Below are 18,358 nucleotides of genomic sequence, written 5' to 3'. Positions count from 1 at the left end.
GCCTAGGCAACCCTGTCGCCCAGGATACGTCTGCTAGGCCACTACCCCGCCAGTGCATAGGCCTAGCGCCTGCGTACGGCTCGTTCTTCGCATCCTTTTCCACCCATAATGAACATTGCCTTAGTTACCTGCGAAAGCCTCGCCCAATATGCCGCCCCCAACGTGGAGGACGAGGACAGCCTGCTTACCCGTTATCTGCGCGAGCAGGGCCATTCCGTAGAACCCCGCGTCTGGACCAACCCCGCTGTGGATTGGCTGCGCTATGATGTGGTGGTGGTGAAGTCGCCCTGGGATTATTTCGACCGCATAGAAGAGTTCTACCAGTGGCTAGAGCGCATGGAAAAACTGGGCGTGCGGATGCTCAACCCGGTAAAAACCATCCGCTGGAATGCCAACAAAAAGTACCTGCTGGAAATGGAGCGGGCCGGCGTAGCTATTGTGCCTACCCATTGGCTCGATAAAGGCAGCGAGGTAGTAATTGAGGAGCTGTTTGAGAAGCTGGGCAGCACGCAGCTCGTAGTGAAGCCCGCCGTAAGTGGCGGCGCCAAAAATACCTTCACGCTCACCCAACAGGAATCGGCTATTCGGCAGCCCCAACTAGCCGAACTGCTTCAGCACGAAGATTTTCTGGTGCAGCCTTTCCAGCCCCAGATTCAGGAGGAAGGGGAGTGGTCGTTGATTTACCTGGGCGGCAAGTTCAGCCACTGCGTGCTGAAAACCCCCAAATCCGGCGACTTCCGGGTGCAGCATTACCTGGGCGGCGGCATTGAGCCCCGCGAGGCCCCCGCCCACCTGCGCCAAGCCGCCGATGCCATTGTGGAGCAGTTCGCCGCCGACTGCCTCTACGCCCGCGTAGACGGCGTGGACGCAAATGGCACGTTGCTCCTGATGGAGCTGGAGCTGATTGAGCCGTTCCTGTACTTGGCTTCCTCGGAAGGCTCATTGGCCCGCTATGAGGCAGGCCTGAAGCGGTGAAATGGGGAAGTGGTGAACTGGTGAGCCGGATGTGAGACTGGCCTAGACGGCGCAAGTGGCCTAGGCCTGCCCTGTCATTGCGAGGAGGCACGACGAAGCAATCCTTCTTTGACCATGCACGACCCATTGCCTTATTCAAAAGCCCTTACTTCCATGGAGGATGTAAGGGCTTTTACTTATTCAGGGCTTGGCACGATAGCAAGGAAGGATTGCTTCGTCGTGCCTTCTCGCAATGACAGGGCAGGCCTAGGCCACTCCGCCAACTCACTATTTCTCCTCTCAGAACCCATTCACCGAGAAGCCCCCATCCACGCTCAAGGTCTGGCCCGTGATGTAGGAGGCTGCCGGCAAGCACAGGAAAGCCACGGCGGCGGCCACTTCCTCCGGTTCGCCTACCCGGCCCATTGGTGTGCGGTCAACTACCTGCTGCAAGTAGCTTTCATTCTGGAGCACTGTGTTAGCCAAGGGCGTTTTGATGTACCAGGGCGCCACGCAGTTTACCCGAATGCCCGACGACGCCCACTCCGCGGCCAGATTGCGCGTGAGCTGCACCAGCGCCGCTTTGGTCATGCCATAAATAGAACCCGTCCGAACGTGCACTAGGCCTGCCACCGACGAGATATTCACGATACTGCTGTGGCCGGCGGCTTGCAGCAGGGGCTGCGCGGCTCGGCTCAGTTCCCACGCCGAATCGAGGTTGGTGGCCAGCAGGTGGCGGTATTCCTCGGAGGTATAGTCGGTGGTGGGCTTGCGGATGTTGGTACCCACATTGTTCACCAGAATATGCAGGTGCGGCCAGCGGCTGGTCACGTCTGCCAGCAGCGCCTGCCGTTCGGCTGCCTGGCTCACATCGGCCGTGAAACCGTAGGCATCGAAGCCTTGGGCTTTCCAGTCGGCTACCTGCACCTCTAAGGCAGGCGCCTGCCGGGCTACGGCCAGCACAGTGGCCCCCAGCGCCAGCAGTTCAGTTGCCACCGCGGCCCCAATTCCTTTAGATGCTCCGGTAACCAAGGCTACTTGACCGTGCAAAGACCAGCGGCTTGAAAATTTTTCAGCAGAAAAAGACATTTTATTTTCCTTAAAATATTCTAAAATAAACCAGTTTGATTATGCAAAACCCGTTTGGTGCTAGTAACAGCTCAGGCAAATAAAGGTCTTAAATGATAAGAAGACAGTGTTTTGCCATTTCTTGATAGAATGGAGCTCATCATTGAAGATTCTGTAGTAATAGTGGCGGTTAGGCAACTTTTTTTTATAAATATCGATAAGGCATTAAAAAATATTTAATTTGGTTCCCTCTTGTTGCTCTTTTTAGTCAACTAGAGAGAATTCAAGTGCTTGTCCTCCTCCTTTTCCACAACCAACCTTTCTTTTATGAAGAAAAAGTACCCAGCGGTAGCATTAATGTTACTCGGCGGCTTGGCGGTTTCCAGCGCCTACGCCCAGGATTTGTCTCGTGCAGCGGGCAAAACGCTCAACGAGAACGGAACTCCTTACTTAGTAGAATTCAATGCCCAAACCAAAGCCTACAGCCTGAGCCAGGCCGACCAGGCGTTGAAAGAGCAGCTGCAGCTTCGTGCTGATGACCAGATGCTTCGCACGAAAACGGAGACCGATCAACTGGGCTTCGTACACGAGAAGTACAATCAGTACTACAAAGGCGTGAAGGTAGAGCATGCCTCGTACACCGTGCATGCCCGCCAGGATAAAGTAGCCAGCATCAGCGGCCAGTTTGAGCGCATTGAAGGCCTGAACACTACGCCTTCCCTGAATTCTCAGTCTGCTCTTGGTAAAGCGTTGTCTTTCGTGGGTGCCAAGAAGTACATGTGGCAGGACCCGCGCGAAGAGGCCGGCCTGCGTGCAATGGAAACCAATGACAATGCCACCTATGCCCCACAAGGCGAGCTGGTGATTGTGCGTAACCAGCTCACGACCAATGCGGAGCTGGCTGGCCAGCCTACTCTGGCCTGGAAGTTCAACATCTACGCTCAGCAGCCCGTTAGCCGCGCCTACATTTATGTAGATGCGCACACCGGCGAAGTGGTGATGCAGGACAACATCATCAAGCACGCCGCTGCTACGGCTACGTTTGCTACGGCTTACAGTGGCACCCGCTCGTTGGCTAATGGCACCACCACCGGCGGCTATTACCTGCGCGAAACTACCCGCGGCCTGGGCATTGAAACCTACAACTGCAAGAAGGGCAGCAGCTACACCGCCGCCACCGACTTCATCGACGCTGACAACAACTGGACGGCCACCGAGTACAACAACGCCAACTTCGATAACGTAGCCGGCGACGCCCACTTCGGAGCCCAGGCTACCTATGATTACTGGCAAGCCAAGCACACGCGTAATTCCTACGACAACGCCGGTGCTAAAATCAAGAGCTACGTACACTTCGATGACACCCCCGGAGACGGAGTAGGCTACGAAAATGCTTACTGGAACGGCTCCGTAATGACCTACGGCGACGGTGCCAGCACCTTCAAGCCACTGGCGGCGCTAGACGTATGCGGCCACGAAATCGGCCATGCCGTGTGCGAAAAAACGGCTAACCTGACCTACCAGAACGAGTCGGGTGCCATGAACGAAGGCTTCTCCGATATCTGGGGTGCTTGCGTAGAGGCCTACACCGCGGGTGTGTACGGCCTGGCCGGCAAGTCTACCTGGCTGATTGGCGAAGAAATTAAGAAGACCGGTGGCGCCCTGCGCTCCATGAGCAGCCCCAACACCTACGGCCAGCCCGATACCTACAAAGGCACGTACTGGAAGGCTACCACCACGTCGCCTACTTCGGCTAACGACTACGGTGGAGTACACACCAACTCGGGCGTACTAAACTACTGGTTCTACCTGCTCGCTCAGGGCGGCAGCGGCACCAACGACATCGGCAGCGCTTACTCGGTAGCAGGCATCGGCATTGATGCCGCCGCTAAAATTGCCTACCGCACCGAAAGCGTGTATCTGACGGCTTCCTCTACCTACGCTAACGCCCGCACGGGCTCTATCTCGGCCGCTACGGACCTGTACGGCGCTGGCTCGTCCCAGGTAACGGCTGTTACGAATGCTTGGTACGCAGTAGGTGTAGGCGCCGCTGCCGGTGGCACCACGCCTCCGCCCACCACTACTTACTGCACTTCGAAAGGCACGAGCGTGGCCTACGAGTGGATCGACTACGTAAAGCTGGGTACCATTGCCCGCACCTCGGGTGCTGATGGTGGCTACTACAACGGCACGGCTACTTCTACCTCGGTAGCCGCTGGCTCTTCCCAGACCATCAACTTCTCGGCTGGTTATGCCTCTACGGCCTACACCGAGTATTGGAAGATATACATCGACTACAACCAGAACGGCGTATTCACGGATGCTGGCGAAACGGTAGTATCGGGTTCTTCGTCTAGCACGGGTACCCTGAGCAGCACCTTCACGGTTCCGGCTACGGCCAAGAGCGGTGCTACCCGTATGCGTGTTATCATGAGCGACGCCTCGGCTACCACGAGCTGCAACAGCTACAGCTACGGCGAAACTGAAGACTACACCATCAATATCTCGGGTGGTACTTTGGCTCCAGAAGCCCCGGCACTGGCTGGTGGCATGACCCTGACCAACGAAGTAAGCAAGAAGCTGGAGCTCTACCCGAACCCTGCTTCCGATGTACTGAACATTTCGCTGCCCGGCGGCGCAGAGGCCAAAACGGCCACTGTGACGGACCTACGCGGTGCTAAAGTAGTCGGTGCCCGCTTCGAGAACGGCCAGCTGCACGTGGCTACCCTCGCCAAAGGCATCTACCTGCTGACGGTGAGCGACGGTCAGAAGTCGTTCCACGAGCGTTTCGTGAAGCAATAAGCTTCCCCGCGTTAAGCTGACAAGTGAAAAGAAGGCCTGCCGATTGGCGGGCCTTCTTTGTTTAGATGAAGCCAAACAAAAAAGACTGACCTTCTAGGCCAGTCTTTTTTGTGATTACGCCTATGAGAAGTGGCCTAGCGGCGCCAAGGCGCGTATTCCAGCTTCAACTCCACTAGGCCGTAGCCATCGTTGTTGGCAGAGCTGGAGCGCCCACTTACCGTACTGATGTCGTCCAGCTGATCGGTAGTGGTGAAGTAGTAGCTGCCTTCAATAGAAGCATTGAGCTTAGGCAACAGCCGCAGCGTAACGCCCACGCCTACCGGAGCTACCCCGGCAACACCCGGATAGATGTTTTCGCGCTCCGTGGCTAAGAAGGACGTGTTATCATCGGCGCGCATGGTGCCATTGTAGGCCCGTGGGCTATACACCAGAAAGCCGACTCCTGCCTTCAGGTAGGGCTTGATTAAGGAAGCGGGGCTGCGCGGATCGGCAAAAGCAGCTTCATCCGTGAAAGGCTCCCAGCGCAGGAACGCCACGCCCGAGCCATTGCGGCCCCGGAACGCCAGATTGCGCTCCGGCAGATAATCTTTGGCCCCTAGGGCAAAATATGTGGCCTCGCCACCTACCAACCAGTGCGGACGCACCTTATATAATAGGCCTAGGCTCACGCTGCCTCCCGGAAATTGGTCGGAGAGGCTGCTGGTCAGGTCGCCATTATAGAGGCCTACACCGCCGCCCAGCGTAAACCGAACCGGACCCCGGTAGTAGGGGCGGGCGTTGCTGGCATAATGTCGGCGGCGGCGCTCCGGGCCGTAGTCCTGAGCGGTAGCCTGCTCAGTGGCGGCAACGGAAAGCAACAATAGGGCAGGAAGCAGAGGGCGGAGTTTCACGAGAACAACGTTAGGTGAGAGGCTACGGCATACGCCACTAAGGCGTCGGCTGTTGTCTAACGTGCCGCCCCAGGCTTTATTTGAACTGGCCGGAAGGGTCTGGCAGCTTGGCTTGTAGCTCCGTAATCAGTTGAAAATCCAGGCTCCCGATGTTGATCTGCTGGCCCTTATGAATAGCTTCCCAGGCCTGAGGGTACTTTTCCTGATAGAAATAGACGCGGGCCATCTGCTGCCAGGTGTCGGCGTTGGTGGCATCCAGCGCGGCAGCCTGCTCCAGGTAAGTAGAGGCCGTGGTCAAGTCTTTTTTCTTTTTCGACTGCTGGTACACGATCAAGTAGCTGGCACCGAGGTCGGAGAGGAGGTTAGCATTCTTGGGGTCGACGGCCAGGCCCTGGGTCAGCAAACCGATGGAGGCTTCCGGCGTAGCTTTCTGGCTGGCAATGATGCCTAGGCCACGGTAGGCCTCCGGGTTTTTTTGGTCCAGGAGCCAGGCCAGGTTGAACCGATACTGTGCGGTATCCGCCTGGTTTTCGGTGAGGTACTCGTAGCCTTTCGTGGAGAAGAAGCGGCTCGCCTCGGCGCGCGAGGCGAAGCTGCGCTCAATGTCAGCCAGGAAAGCTTTTCCCACCAGCTGCTCGGCCTGGGCAGGGGTAAGGCCCCCAAACAACGGCAGCAACCGGTTGGCGGGGCTGATGGCCGCAGAAGCTTCCCCTTTGGTCTTGACTTTGGTTTTGCGCTGGGCGTGGGCCGGCGTGATACCCCAAACAAGCAGTGCTGCCGCCAGAAGCAGCGTAGATTTTATCGGTGTCATAGAATGAAAAAGCCGAAGAAAGTGCGGCTAGGTACCAAAGATAAGCGGCCGGCCGCAACCCTGGCCTAGGGCGGCCGTTGGGGCTAGCGGAGCCGGCAATCCGGCGGGCTGCCCCTTCAGTATATAGGCCCGATACAGGCCCTGGGCTAAGCTGTTTTTCAACGGCGGGCTTTCCCATTTCTTCCTATTGCATGCGCACTTTCTTTTTTCAGATTTTCCCGGGCGGCCTTGCCCTGCTTTTCCTTTTGGTAGTGGCCAACGAATACGCCGTGGCCCGGCCCAGCCACCGGACCCAGGATGTGGCCTACGTGCCCGCCTCTGACCCAACGTTTGATACGGAACGCCACCGCCTCGATGTGTATGCGCCCAAGGGAAAATCTGCGGAGTTGCGCCCAGTGGTAGTGTTCATTCATGGCGGCAGCTGGGACAGCGGCAACAAGGATTTTTACTCGTTTGTAGGGCGCCGGCTAGCTAAGCAGGGTGTAGTAGCGGTAGTGATAAACTACCGGCTGGCACCCGCTGTTGAGGTGCCCGCCATGGCCGATGACTGTGCCCGGGCCGTGGCCTGGACGGTGGAGCACATTCGGGAATATGGCGGCGACCCGCAGCGGCTGTTTCTGATGGGACACTCGGCCGGAGGTGGCCTAGCGGCTCTGCTCGCCTCCGATAATCAGGTGCTGGCGCGCCGGGGCCTGGCGCAAAACCCCGTGCGGGGCGTCATTCTCGATGATCCGGCTGGCCTCGATATGTACGACTATCTGCAGAAGATGCAGTACCCCGGCGACGCGCAATACTTGGTGCCCTTCGGGAAAGAGCCTGCCGTGTGGCGGCAGGTATCGGCCATGTACCATGTTACGGCCAGCACGCCTCCTTTCCTGTTGTTTGTGGGCGGCGAAACCTACCCCTCCATCAGTAGCAGCAGCGAGAAATTCCGGCAGAAGCTGGTAAGCTTGGGGCAGCAACCCGTCCTGAAAGTGCTGCCCGGTAAAAAGCACGCGCCCATGGTGCTACAGCTCTACTGGCAGCACAACGTGATTTATCAGGATCTGCTCCCCTTTGTGGGAGCCACCTCCGGGGCCAGAGCAGTTGTGCGCTGAACTAAAAAGAGTTAAGTGGTTGCGCTAGGCCACTATGTGGTTGGGAGGCAAAGGCAAACAGCTCGCCTTGTGCCGCCGGACGCTCAAAATCCAGCAGCCACTTTTTGCGCGCTAGGCCACCTGCGTAGCCTGTAAGCTGCCCATTGGCCCCGATAATTCGATGACAGGGCCACACAATGGCTAGTGGGTTCTGGCCATTGGCTGCGCCCACGGCCCGTACGGCACCGGGGTTTTGCAGCAGCCTGGCCAGATCGAGGTAGGAGGCAGTGTGCCCGAATCCTATGCGGGGCAGGATACCCCATACCCGCTGCTGAAAATCGGTGCCCTGCTCCACGGCATACGTCAGGTCGAACTCGCGCAGCTCGCGCCCGAAGTAGGCCTGTAGCTGCTGATAGGGCTCCACCAGGCAGGCCGGTACGGCCGATTTCTGCGTTTCGTACAATCCGGCAGGGGCGTTGTCCAGAAAGCGGACGGCTTGCAAACCGGCATCAGTACCCCTGATTTCCAGTAGGCCTAGCGGCGAGGATAAATAAGCGGAAGCAGCAGACATAGGCGGGCGGTAGAGACGGTAAAGATGCACATAACTAGGATAAGGCAACTATGCAACAGTAGTTAAACACAGGATATATGTGTATTAAAATACTGATTGATAGGATGATGGCAAGTATATGAGATAAATGCCAGAAGAATTGATTTATATTGTGTTGGTCTCAGTGGATTAAAACCAGATAGTCGCCTTTCACGCTTCATTTTAGAACGTCCAGCGCCCCTCTGGTTTGCTCCTCTCTGTTCACCCATCACGATAGCTACTGTGCGAAATTTACTGTTCTGTTCAATTCTTGGGTTTGGGCTCTTTGGTGGAGTATCTGCTGCTTCGGCGCAGGGGCTAGGTACCGGACTCACGGCCTCATACTTCAACAATGGCTCATTGGCCGGAGCCCCCGTGCTCAAGCGCCTCGATCCGGCCGTAGATTTCCGCTGGGCAGCCACTGCGCCCGCTCCCGAGCTTCCGGCCGATAACTTCTCAGTACGTTGGGAAGGGTTACTGGCGGCTCCTTCTACCGGCAACTACAAGTTTTCGGTGACCAGCGCGGAAGGCGTACGCCTCTGGGTGAATGGCAAAAAGGTGATTGATACCTGGAATGGTAAAGGCTCCGTGCGGCTTGATGGCAACGCCGTTAGTTTGGCGGCTGGTGAGAAAACCACCATCAAGCTGGAGTATTTTGATGAGGAAGGAGATGCTGGCCTACAGCTCCAATGGATGGCTCCCGGGCAGGCCCTCCAGACTATCCCGATGGGCAACCTGTACCCCCTAGGTTCGCCCACCACGCCTGACCCCGCTGAAGCTGTAGCAGCGGCCTTGGCTGCTGCCAAAGCAGCGTCGGCGCCCAAGGCAGCGGCGCCTAAAGCGCCAGCCGAGGTGCCGGCCGCTAAAGCTGTTGTAGCTCAGCCAGCGGCAGCCAAAGCCGCCACCAAAACGGCCGCTGCCAAAGCAGCACCTGTGAAAGCAGTTACTGCCCCCAAAACGGTGGCGGCTAAAGCAACGGAAAAGCCTGCTCCGGCGGCTAAGCCCACAGTAACCTCCGCACCGGCGGCGTCTCTGGCTGGAAACGTGTTTATGCTGAAATCCAAGGCAAACAACACGCCTTTGGAAGTAGTCGACGAAAGCCGTCCGTTCAGGGGTACCCAGGCCGCTGCAATGCCGGGCCGCAGCACTCCGGCTCAGTGGAAAATTGAAAGCGCTGGCGAAGGATTTTACCGCCTACTGGTGCAGGGCAGCAGCAAAGTGCTGGAAGTATTGGGCAGCTCTACCTCCAATGGAGCGCCCCTGAGCCTGTGGAGCTACTACAGTGGCAACAACCAGCTCTGGCAGATAGAAGACGCCGGCGACGGGTACTACAAGCTTATTGCCAAGCATAGCCGCAAAGCTCTCACCGCCAAAGACTCTGCCGATGGTGGCATTCAGCAGTGGCGCTACAAAGGCGAGCCAACGCAACAGTGGAAGCTGGAGCCTGCTACCATTGAAGTTCCCGCCACTACCCTCGCCGCCAACAACATGCCGGGTATCGGGGCCAACAAAATGAGTGTGTACCCGAACCCTTCCAACGGGGTAGTGCAGATGCACTATCAACTGGCGGAAACCATGCCGCTGGGCTGGGTGCTCTACGACCAGCGCGGCATTGTGGTGCGCGTTTCCGATTACCGCAAGCAAGCACCCGGCCAGCACAACCAAACCCTCGACTTCACCAGCCTGCCCGCCGGCGACTACAACCTGCACCTCACCGTGGGCACCGTCACGACTACGCAGCCGTTAGTAATTCGTCGGCCCAAGGCGGAACCCGCCAGCCCTACTGCCGCTCAGTAGGCCAGCAGAGCTAGGGTTTCTGAGGAGCACCAAACACGGTCATCTCTTCCCACAGGCGGTTGAACTCCTGGAGGTACTGGCCTACAATGGCTGGCTCCTGCGTGATGAGTAGGTTCTCGTGGTTGTGGGCCGCCGCTGAGCGTGTCCAGTTGTAGCTGCCGGTTAGTACCGCGCGGCCATCTGCCAAGGCAAACTTATGGTGCATATGGTACTCCGTGCGGTCAGTGCGCGTCGGGATGCCGGCCGCGTGTAGCTGTTGCACATCGGAGCCACGGTCCTGCACCTTGTCGTTATCAGTAAGCAGGCGCAGACGTACTCCCCTGTGGTGGGCGGCTAGCAAGGCATCCGTCAGGCGGTCATCAGCTACCGTGAAAACACAGATGTCCAGCGTGTGGCGCGCTTCCTGCACAAACCGCTGGATGGCTTCAACGCACGCTAGGCCAGGACTGAAATACACCTGCGACGAATACGCCATCGGAACTGCAGTGGAGTTGCTCTCCTGATGGCTTACAGTGCCATTGGGCAACAGGGCACTGGCTTCTTCCAGCCACTCCAGCACGGCTTTATCCTTGAAGGTATTGAACCGCTCGTGCGCCAAGGCAAATAGCTGATGGCGCAACGTCTCCACGGAACCTCCACTCTTGCCGAAACTTGCCAAGTTGCTACGCAGCTGGCGTGCCTCCTCCGGCGACAGGTTTACGTCGGCGAAGGCCTGTCGGAACTGCTGTAACAAGTCGGCTGAAGTCACGGGCGAGAGTGGGTTTATAGGGAAGAAGGTACGGTGGAGAAACGCCGTTTGGCGGCTTTTTGCTGAGCAAGACTCACTTGCGCCTGGGCCACGCGAAGCGCTTCCGCCGATGGCTCATGCAGCACGCGCGTCAGGCCGGGCTCGGGGTGGCCTAGGTCAACATCCCAAAGCCCGGCCCGGTGCCAGGGCGTAAGATGGTCCCAGTCGGGCCGATCGATGATGGGGTAGAGGCACACGCCCAGTAGCGGCACGCCGGCCCGGATGGCTGCTGCCGATTCTTCGGCTATCATCTTGATCCAGAACGGCCGATCAACGCCTGGATGGCTGGTTTCGGTGAGGACCACGGGGCGGCCGTAGCGCTTGTATGCCCGCTTGAGCAGGTGGCTCAGAAGGCGGAAACGGGGGTCGTTGAAGTCGTTGGCCCAAGGCAGCGTTTGATGCGGCTCCAGCTGCCACTGGTTGTCGTAGTAATAGTTGAAGCCCAGCAAATCCAGGTATTCGGGGCGGCCGCCCAATTCGGGGCAGATGCGCCCGCAGAGCATGTCTACACTCTGAAACTGGTTTACATCGAACTCCTTGGCCCGCCGCACCTCGCCGGCACTCGCCCCAAACCGCGGCACAATCCGGATGAGGGGCTCGGTGGTAAGAATACGGATGGTGGGGTCGGCTTCCTGCAGGGCCGCTACGCCCTCAATATAAGCGCGCATCAGGCCCCGTTTCACTTCCCAGCCCTGGCCTACGCAATACGGTGAGGTGCCCCGTACATCGCCCCCCAGCCAACTCATGAAGCTTACCTCGTTGATGGGCGTCACGATGAGCACATCGTCGGGGCGCTGCTGGCGGTAGAAATCCACGAAAGCCCGGCAGAGAAAGGCGAAGCGCCGCGCAAACATGGGGTGCAAAGGCGTCAGGTCGTCGGGGTAGCCGAAGTGGCACAAGTCCCAGATTTGCTGAATGCCATGGCGGCGCCCCGCATCAAGCATTACCTGCACGGTGCTCCAGTCGTAGTGGTACGGTGTTTTCTCGATCTGACTCCACCGGATACCTTCCCGGACACTACCAATACTGAATTCCTGCAAACGGCTGTAATCATCATCCAGCAGCGGGAGGTGGCCTGTGAGGGGCAGAAAGTCTACCCGGTGGCCGAAGGCGTTGAGTTGGTCGGTGCATTCGAAGCCGCCCATCCAGAAGGATTGAAAGGGGGAAGTGGCGAAAAAGTCGTTTGGCATAGCGGGTAGGGTAGGTGACACATAGCCGCCGGAAGGAGCCTGATAGAACAGGCCTAGATCTGCGGCGACACCGGCTGATCGGTAGGCAAAGGACTGCGGGACTTGCCCGATAAACCTTTGGCCTCGATGAAGATACGCTTGAATTCGGGGAACTTCGCCCGGATGGCATCCTGAAGCGCGTCTACGGTGCGCTCCACTTCCACGGCCGAGAGGTGGTCATGGAATTCCACATCGAGGGCCAGCACCACATCGTGCGGCCCCAGATACATAGTGAGGGGCCGGCGCACCTGCTCCACGCCGCGTTGCTGACGGGCCAGGGTTTCCAGCGCATCCAGGGTTTCGTCGTCTACACCTTCGCCTACTAGCAGGCCTTTGGTTTTGTAAATCAAAAAGATAGCTACCGACACCAGCAGAATGCCAATGCAGATGGAAGCGCCGCCGTCGAAGTAGGGGTTGTTAAGCAGATGCCCAAAATACACGCCAGCCAGGGCAATGACTAGGCCCAGCAGCGCGGCCAGGTCTTCCATCAGAATGGCAAAAACCGAAGGGTCTTTGCTGCGCCCGAGCGTGGCCCAGAAGCCGGAGTCGCCGCGGTCTTTGTTGAACTCGCGGAACGCTAGAAAGCAGGAAATGCCTTCAAACAGCATGGAGAGGCCCAGTACCCAGTAATTCCAGGTGGGATCGGTAATGGGCGACGGGTTGCGCAAGTGCTCCACGCCCTCGTAAAACGACATGCCGCCGCCCACGGAAAATACCAGAATGGCTACAATCAGGGACCAGAAATACAGCTCCTTGCTGCGCCCGAAGGGGTGGCGGGCATCGGCGGGCTTTTCGGCCTGCTTCACCCCAAACAAAATCAACAGGCCGTTGCCGCTGTCTACTAGGGAGTGGATGCCCTCGGAAAGCATAGCCGAGCTGCCGGTAAAGAAGGCGGCCACAAACTTGGCAATGGCAATGGCAATATTGGCGCCAATGGCCCCGTAAATGGCGATTTTAGAAGAACCCGCAGACATGCAAGAGGAAATAGGTTGAAACCGCTAAGTACAGCAGTCTGCCCGTCGTACGCAACTCACTAAACCGGGGTTGGCGGCGCGGCCGCCTCAATGAAGACGCGCCGGAACTGCGGATGCTTGGTTTGGATGCTGGCCTGGAGCCGGCTAACGGCCTGTTCTATTTCCACGGCCGAGAGGTGGTCATGAAACTCTACATCGAGGGCTAGCACCGCATCCTGGGGGCCGAGGTACATGGTGAGCGGGTTGTGCATAGAGACCACGGCGGCATCTTGGCGGGTGATGACCGAGAGATCTTGCAGCATGGTGGCATCAGCGCCTTCCCCAATCAGCAGCCCTTTGGTCTCGCGCAGCATGAATATGGCCATACCCACCAGCAGTGCCCCGATAGCCATGGAAGCTGCGCCATCGAGGTACAGGTTGTTGAGCAGGTGCCCGAAGAAAATACCCGCCAGGGCAATCAATAGGCCTACTAGCGCGGCCAGGTCTTCGAGCAGAATGGCAAATACTGCCGGGTCTTTGCTCAGGCGCAGGGCTTGCCAGAAACCGTGGTCGCCCTGGGTCTTGCGGAACTCCCGGTAGGCCAGGGTGCAGGCCACTCCTTCGAACACAATGGCCAGCCCCAGCACCCAGTAGTTCCAGGTAGGATCAGTGAGCGGAACCGGATTCTGAATGTACTGATAGCCTTTGTAAAGCGACATGCCGCCGCCCACCGCAAAAATCATAACCGCCACAATAACGGTCCAGAAGTAGATTTCCTTGCTGTAGCCGAAGGGGTGGCGAGCATCGGCGGGCCGGGCGCTGCGGTTCATGCCAAACAAAATCAGCATGCCGTTGCCGCTGTCGACCAGGGAGTGAATGCCTTCCGACATCATGGCGGCGCTGCCCGTGAAAAAGGCCGCCACGAACTTGGAAGCCGCAATAGCTAGGTTGGCGCCAATGGCCCCATACACAACTAATTTAGAGGAAGAATTGCCAGCCATAGGTGCAGGAACAGGTGAGAACGTATCCTCAGGGTACGCGGCCCCCACGATTGGGTTGGCTCATGGTCGCGCTCTAAGTGGTTACGACGCGGAACAACCGCTGCTGAGGCAGCAGTTTTGGGAAGTGACCTACGGGCAGCCGGGGCCGCATTGGGGGCCGTGCAAACTTGTGCGCTGAACAATCTGGTTTTATCCGACTTTTACGACCCATGACCCAAACTTCTACCGACTCCCCTGTTGCCGCCGCACCGCTCCAACGCCGCCTAGGCCTGGTGCAAGCCACCGCCCTCAACATGATTGATATGGTCGGCATCGGCCCCTTCGTGACCCTGCCGCTCGTGATGGGGTTCATGGGGCCGTACTTCCTGCTGGCCTGGCTGGTGGGCGCCGGCCTGAGTATCGTGGATGGCTTGGTCTGGAGTGAGCTGGGAGCCGCATATCCGGAGGCGGGCGGCTCCTACCGCTTCCTCAAACTGGCCTACGGCGAACATAAGTGGGGCCGGCTGATGTCGTTCCTGTATGTGTGGCAAACCCTGATTCAGGCGCCGCTGGTGCTGGCCTCGGGGGCCATTGGCTTCGCGCAGTACTTTGGCTATCTGGTGCCGTTTCAGGAGTGGTGGCAGCCCAAGCTGGTATCGGGTGTGGTGGTATTGCTGCTAATTGCACTGCTCTACCGCCGCATCGAGGACATTGGTAAGCTAGGCGTAATGCTTTGGGTGGGCGTGCTGGGCCTCATGGGCTGGCTGATTTTCGGGGGAATCACGCACGCCAACCACGAGGTGGCCTGGATGCCCGCCGGTGGCCTAGCGGCGCTGCCAGGCATCCTGATATCGGCGGCTATGGGGCAGGCGGCCGTCAAAACAATTTATAGCTACCTGGGCTACTACAACGTGTGCCACCTGGGCGGCGAGGTGAAGGAGCCGCACAAGCTGATTCCGCGCAGCATCTTCCTGAGTATTCTGGGCATTGCGGCGCTCTACCTGCTACTCAACTGGAGTGTGGGCACCGTGATTCCGTGGCAGGAAGCCAGCCACTCGGAGTTCATTGTAAGCACGTTTGTGGAAAGGCTCTACGGCGCGGCCGCCGCCAAAGCCGCTACGGCGCTGGTGCTGTGGGTGGCCTTTGCGTCGTTATTTGCGGTGCTGCTCGGCTACTCGCGCATTCCGTACGCCGCCGCCGCCGATGGCGAGTTTCTCCCCGTTTTCGGGCGCCTGCATCCTACCAAGCAGTTCCCGCACGTCTCGCTCCTGATTCTGGGCGGCGTAGGCTTTGTGTTCAGCTTGTTGTTCCGGCTGGGCGAGGTTATCAGCGCCATCTTGGCCATGCGCATCCTGATCCAGTTCGTAGGCCAGGCAGTAGGCCTGGTACTGTTGCGCCGCCGCCGGGGCACCAAGGACCTGCCGTTCCGGATGCCGCTCTACCCACTGCCGGTGGTGCTAGCCATTGCCGTGTGGCTGTTCATCCTCTACAGCACCGGCCCCATGCTGATTCTCTCCGCCCTGGGCGTGACGGCCGCCGGTGTGGTAGCGTTTCTGGTGTGGAGCAGAAGCCAGGGCCGCTGGCCGTTTGAGCGGTAATCCGGCCCAGGCTAGGCCAACCGTTTCTCGTAGCAGAAAAACCGCAAACCGGGCCGGAAACCCAACGTGATTTCGCCGGCGTAGCGGTAGCCCAGCCTGGGGAAGAGACGCTGGGTAGCCAGGTTCTCGGAGTTGGTGTCGACTCGCAAGGTGCGCAGGCCTAGGCCAGTAGCCAAGTTTTCGGCGTGCTGCAGCAGCGCTACCGCTAAGCCATGGCCTTGAGCCGCGGGGTCAACGGCTAAGCGGTGCGTGACGAGGGCCGGCTCCGTGGCGTCCCAGTCGGCTTGGGCGTATTCGGGGTCCTGGTCGTTGTTGGTGAGGGCCGCCACGGCTGCTACCTGGCCTTCCAGTTCAGCCACCCACAGATGCTGCCGCTCAATGTCCTTCTGAAATACCTCCTCATTGGGGTACTCCGCTGACCACTGCTGGTTGCCGCTAGCCTGCATAAGCGGCACCACGCGGCGCACTAGGCCCAGAATGGCAGGAATATCGGCAGTAGTAGCGAGGCGGATGTGAGCGGGCATAGGGTGAGGAATGAGAGTGATTCAGGACGATGTCTTACGAGCGGCCCACCAAGATGAGGTGGTGGCAAATTGCGCAATATGTTTGGCAGTATCAGCGCAAAAAAACAGGCCTAGACGAAAAAGAGCGACCTGTTAGCAGGTCGCTCTTTTTCGTCTAGGCCTATCGGAGACAGGAGAACTAGCCGCGGCGCAGTACCTCGGCGGCTTCCTTCGCAAAGTACGTCAGGATGGCATCGGCGCCGGCACGCTTGATGCTCATGAGTACTTCCATCATGGTCTTTTCGCCATCGAGCCAGCCGTTTTGGGCAGCGGCTTTCACCATGGCATACTCGCCCGATACGTTGTAGGCCGTCACGGGCAGATGCGTATTGTCGCGCACCTCCCGAATCACGTCGAGGTAACTCAGGGCCGGCTTTATCATGACCATGTCGGCGCCTTCCTGCTCATCGAGGGCCAGTTCGCGCAGGGCCTCGCGGCGGTTGGCGGGGTTCATCTGGTAGCTTTTCTTGTCGCCTTTCTTGGGGGCCGAGTCCAGCGCGTCGCGGAATGGGCCGTAGAACGCCGAGGCGTACTTGGCGGTATAGCTCATGATGCTCACGTGCGAGAAGGCGTTGCTATCGAGCACCTCCCGAATCCAGGCTACGCGGCCATCCATCATATCACTGGGCCCAATGATATCGGCGCCGGCGCGGGCTTGGGCCAGGGCCATCTGGCCGAGCACTTCCAGGGAAGCATCGTTCAGGATTTCGCCCGATTCAGCGTCCACTACGCCGTCGTGGCCGTCGGAGGAGTACGGGTCCATCGCCACATCGGTCATGATGACGATATCCGGGAACTGCCGCTTGATATCGGCTACCGTTTTGAGATACAAGCCCTCGGGGTTGGCGCTTTCCTTGGCCAGCCGGTCTTTCAGCCCATCATTAATGCTGGGAAAAGGAGCGAAGCTTTTGATGCCCAACTCCACGCAGCGCCCGATTTCATCAATCAGGCGGTCGGCGGAGAAGCGGTGAATGCCGGGCATGGAGTGAATTTCGAGCTGCTGATTTTGCCCTTCAATCAGGAAGACGGGATAAATAAAATCGTGCACCGACAAGTTGGTTTCCTGCACCATGTTGCGGATAACTTCGGACTTGCGGTTGCGGCGCGGACGATGCGTGGGGAGAATGGCCATGCGTTGTTTTCAGAAATGAGACGGAATAGAACAGCGCTGGCAAAGGTAAGGTTGCAGACCTCGCTAATTAGCCTGCACGCCAAAACGCCGCGCTACTCCCAGAAACGGGTGCGGCACGGCGAGCGGCGGTGTGTGAAAATCAGGTCGAAACCAGTGCTGGGCAGAGCGCAGCACCGGAGAAATAGTGGCCTACTGCTGGCTGAACTCAGCAGCCTGAGCTGCCGTCATGGCCACACGGGTGCCTTGCGGGCCTTGCGAATCGTGGAGCACGATAACCTTGCGGGTCGTGTCGGAGGGCATGTCTACTACGTTCTTGAACGGATGCGATACGAAAGCCGGACGGCTGGTCTGGCAGCTGGCCAGCATCGAAACAACACCACAAAATAGAATCAGTAGAAGAGCACGCATAATAGTAGGACTTTGGAGTAGTAGTGAAACAAAACTACTGCGTGCCCTATCCCTGCGCTGGCTAACTCGGCCAACCGACTAATGAGCCATGCCAGCCGAGGTATTTCATCGGTTAGCGACTGACCTACAGCTCCCAACGGGCTATTCTGCCAGGTGAAAGTGGCCTACATGTTGAAGAACTCTTGAAACACTTCCTGCCACGCGTGCTTGCCCCCAAAGGCCAGCCCCAGGAAGTAGTATCCCAGAATAACCACGGCAGCTCCCACCCCTAGGCCTAGCCAGCCGCCTAGTAGCACGCCGGCCACTACTCCCGCTGCCACGAGCGCAATGCCCATCACCAGATGCCCGGTCTCGCGCAGCTGAGCTGTGTGCGGCCGGCTAGCCGTTCCCGTCTTCGGCCGCAAAGCTTGCCAACGCACCAGCGTACGGTAGGTCACTTTACGGACAGACAAAGCGGGTTTGGTAGTAGCAGATACCTGAGCCTTGGCCTGGTGGTTCCTAATGAGCTTCGGGGTTGCTGCTGGCGCGTAGGCCACTTCAGGCTGCTGCGAGTTTGCTTCTGGGGTGGCCGGCCCTGCCAAACCCGCAGCTGGTGTAGGCCTGTTGATGGGGGCTGTTAGCTGCTCAGCGCCGGCGGCAGGCCTGAACTGAAAAGCGACCTGCTCGCTACGACAGCCGCTGAAAAGTGCGCTGGCTACTAGTAAAAAAACGGAAAGGGTCT

Annotated in this window: 17 protein-coding genes; 5 read left to right on the top strand and 12 right to left on the bottom strand. The window is 58.6% G+C overall.

The window, feature by feature from the left end:
* Nucleotides 1-108: 108 nt before the first annotated feature.
* Complete coding sequence (locus CFT68_RS16565; RefSeq protein WP_088844632.1) at nucleotides 109-975, top strand: ATP-grasp domain-containing protein; 867 nt, start codon at nucleotides 109-111, stop codon at nucleotides 973-975.
* 279 nt (nucleotides 976-1,254) lie between these two features.
* Here CFT68_RS16565 and CFT68_RS16560 read toward each other — a convergent pair whose 3' ends face one another.
* Entirely contained in the window at nucleotides 1,255-2,043 is a 789-nt protein-coding gene (locus tag CFT68_RS16560) for an SDR family oxidoreductase (RefSeq protein ID WP_088844631.1), read from the bottom strand.
* A gap of 306 nt (nucleotides 2,044-2,349) precedes the next feature.
* On the opposite strand from CFT68_RS16560, the gene CFT68_RS16555 reads away from it, so the two are divergent.
* Nucleotides 2,350-4,824, top strand: coding sequence for a M4 family metallopeptidase (locus CFT68_RS16555; RefSeq protein WP_088844630.1), 2,475 nt, complete (start codon nucleotides 2,350-2,352; stop codon nucleotides 4,822-4,824).
* Nucleotides 4,825-4,958: 134 nt separating this feature from the next.
* Here CFT68_RS16555 and CFT68_RS16550 read toward each other — a convergent pair whose 3' ends face one another.
* Both CFT68_RS16550 and CFT68_RS16545 read right to left on the bottom strand, forming a co-directional pair.
* A complete protein-coding gene (locus CFT68_RS16550; protein WP_141106601.1) occupies nucleotides 4,959-5,714 on the bottom strand; it encodes a hypothetical protein in 756 nt (251 codons plus the stop codon).
* A gap of 76 nt (nucleotides 5,715-5,790) precedes the next feature.
* A complete protein-coding gene (locus CFT68_RS16545; protein ID WP_088844628.1) occupies nucleotides 5,791-6,525 on the bottom strand; it encodes a tetratricopeptide repeat protein in 735 nt (244 codons plus the stop codon).
* Between the two features lie 191 nt (nucleotides 6,526-6,716).
* On the opposite strand from CFT68_RS16545, the gene CFT68_RS16540 reads away from it, so the two are divergent.
* On the top strand, nucleotides 6,717-7,622 hold the full coding sequence (locus tag CFT68_RS16540) for an alpha/beta hydrolase (protein ID WP_088844627.1): 906 nt from the start codon (nucleotides 6,717-6,719) through the stop codon (nucleotides 7,620-7,622).
* A 1-nt stretch (nucleotide 7,623) separates the two neighbouring features.
* Here the strand turns inward: CFT68_RS16540 and CFT68_RS16535 are convergent, their stop codons facing one another.
* Nucleotides 7,624-8,172 (bottom strand): methylated-DNA--[protein]-cysteine S-methyltransferase, encoded by a 549-nt coding sequence (locus tag CFT68_RS16535; RefSeq protein ID WP_088844626.1) that lies wholly within the window; start codon nucleotides 8,170-8,172, stop codon nucleotides 7,624-7,626.
* Nucleotides 8,173-8,433: 261 nt separating this feature from the next.
* On the opposite strand from CFT68_RS16535, the gene CFT68_RS16530 reads away from it, so the two are divergent.
* A complete protein-coding gene (locus CFT68_RS16530) occupies nucleotides 8,434-9,987 on the top strand; it encodes a PA14 domain-containing protein (protein WP_088844625.1) in 1,554 nt (517 codons plus the stop codon).
* Between the two features lie 10 nt (nucleotides 9,988-9,997).
* On the opposite strand, the gene CFT68_RS16525 is transcribed toward CFT68_RS16530, so the two are convergent.
* Genes CFT68_RS16525 through CFT68_RS16510 form a run of 4 tightly spaced genes read right to left on the bottom strand, consistent with a single transcriptional unit; the run spans nucleotide 9,998 to nucleotide 13,957 of the window.
* On the bottom strand, nucleotides 9,998-10,735 hold the full coding sequence (locus tag CFT68_RS16525) for a phospholipase D-like domain-containing protein (RefSeq protein ID WP_088844624.1): 738 nt from the start codon (nucleotides 10,733-10,735) through the stop codon (nucleotides 9,998-10,000).
* 14 nt (nucleotides 10,736-10,749) lie between these two features.
* On the bottom strand, nucleotides 10,750-11,964 hold the full coding sequence (locus CFT68_RS16520; protein ID WP_088844623.1) for a glycosyltransferase family protein: 1,215 nt from the start codon (nucleotides 11,962-11,964) through the stop codon (nucleotides 10,750-10,752).
* A gap of 53 nt (nucleotides 11,965-12,017) precedes the next feature.
* Nucleotides 12,018-12,977, bottom strand: coding sequence for a cation diffusion facilitator family transporter (locus CFT68_RS16515; RefSeq protein ID WP_088844622.1), 960 nt, complete (start codon nucleotides 12,975-12,977; stop codon nucleotides 12,018-12,020).
* Between the two features lie 59 nt (nucleotides 12,978-13,036).
* Entirely contained in the window at nucleotides 13,037-13,957 is a 921-nt protein-coding gene (locus tag CFT68_RS16510) for a cation diffusion facilitator family transporter (protein WP_088844621.1), read from the bottom strand.
* A 209-nt stretch (nucleotides 13,958-14,166) separates the two neighbouring features.
* Here CFT68_RS16510 and CFT68_RS16505 point away from each other — a divergent pair, with 209 nt between their 5' ends.
* Nucleotides 14,167-15,534 carry an APC family permease gene (locus CFT68_RS16505; RefSeq protein ID WP_088844620.1) on the top strand — a complete coding sequence of 456 codons (1,368 nt, stop codon included), beginning with the start codon at nucleotides 14,167-14,169 and terminating at the stop codon, nucleotides 15,532-15,534.
* 11 nt (nucleotides 15,535-15,545) lie between these two features.
* Here CFT68_RS16505 and CFT68_RS16500 read toward each other — a convergent pair whose 3' ends face one another.
* From CFT68_RS16500 to CFT68_RS21555, 4 genes are all read right to left on the bottom strand, one after another.
* Nucleotides 15,546-16,058, bottom strand: coding sequence for a GNAT family N-acetyltransferase (locus CFT68_RS16500; RefSeq protein ID WP_088844619.1), 513 nt, complete (start codon nucleotides 16,056-16,058; stop codon nucleotides 15,546-15,548).
* 178 nt (nucleotides 16,059-16,236) lie between these two features.
* Complete coding sequence (hemB, locus tag CFT68_RS16495; RefSeq protein ID WP_170934837.1) at nucleotides 16,237-17,229, bottom strand: porphobilinogen synthase; 993 nt, start codon at nucleotides 17,227-17,229, stop codon at nucleotides 16,237-16,239.
* Nucleotides 17,230-17,418: 189 nt separating this feature from the next.
* Entirely contained in the window at nucleotides 17,419-17,637 is a 219-nt protein-coding gene (locus CFT68_RS21560) for a hypothetical protein (protein WP_141106600.1), read from the bottom strand.
* A 164-nt stretch (nucleotides 17,638-17,801) separates the two neighbouring features.
* Nucleotides 17,802-18,089: a hypothetical protein gene (locus tag CFT68_RS21555; protein WP_141106599.1), complete on the bottom strand. Its 288-nt coding sequence runs from the start codon at nucleotides 18,087-18,089 to the stop codon at nucleotides 17,802-17,804.
* Between the last annotated feature and the right edge of the window lie 269 nt (nucleotides 18,090-18,358).

This window comes from Hymenobacter gelipurpurascens, from assembly GCF_900187375.1.
GTDB classification, from domain to species: Bacteria; Bacteroidota; Bacteroidia; order Cytophagales; family Hymenobacteraceae; genus Hymenobacter; species Hymenobacter gelipurpurascens.
Note: the sequence above shows the minus strand (reverse complement) of the source record. Positions and strands in the feature narration are given on the sequence as shown.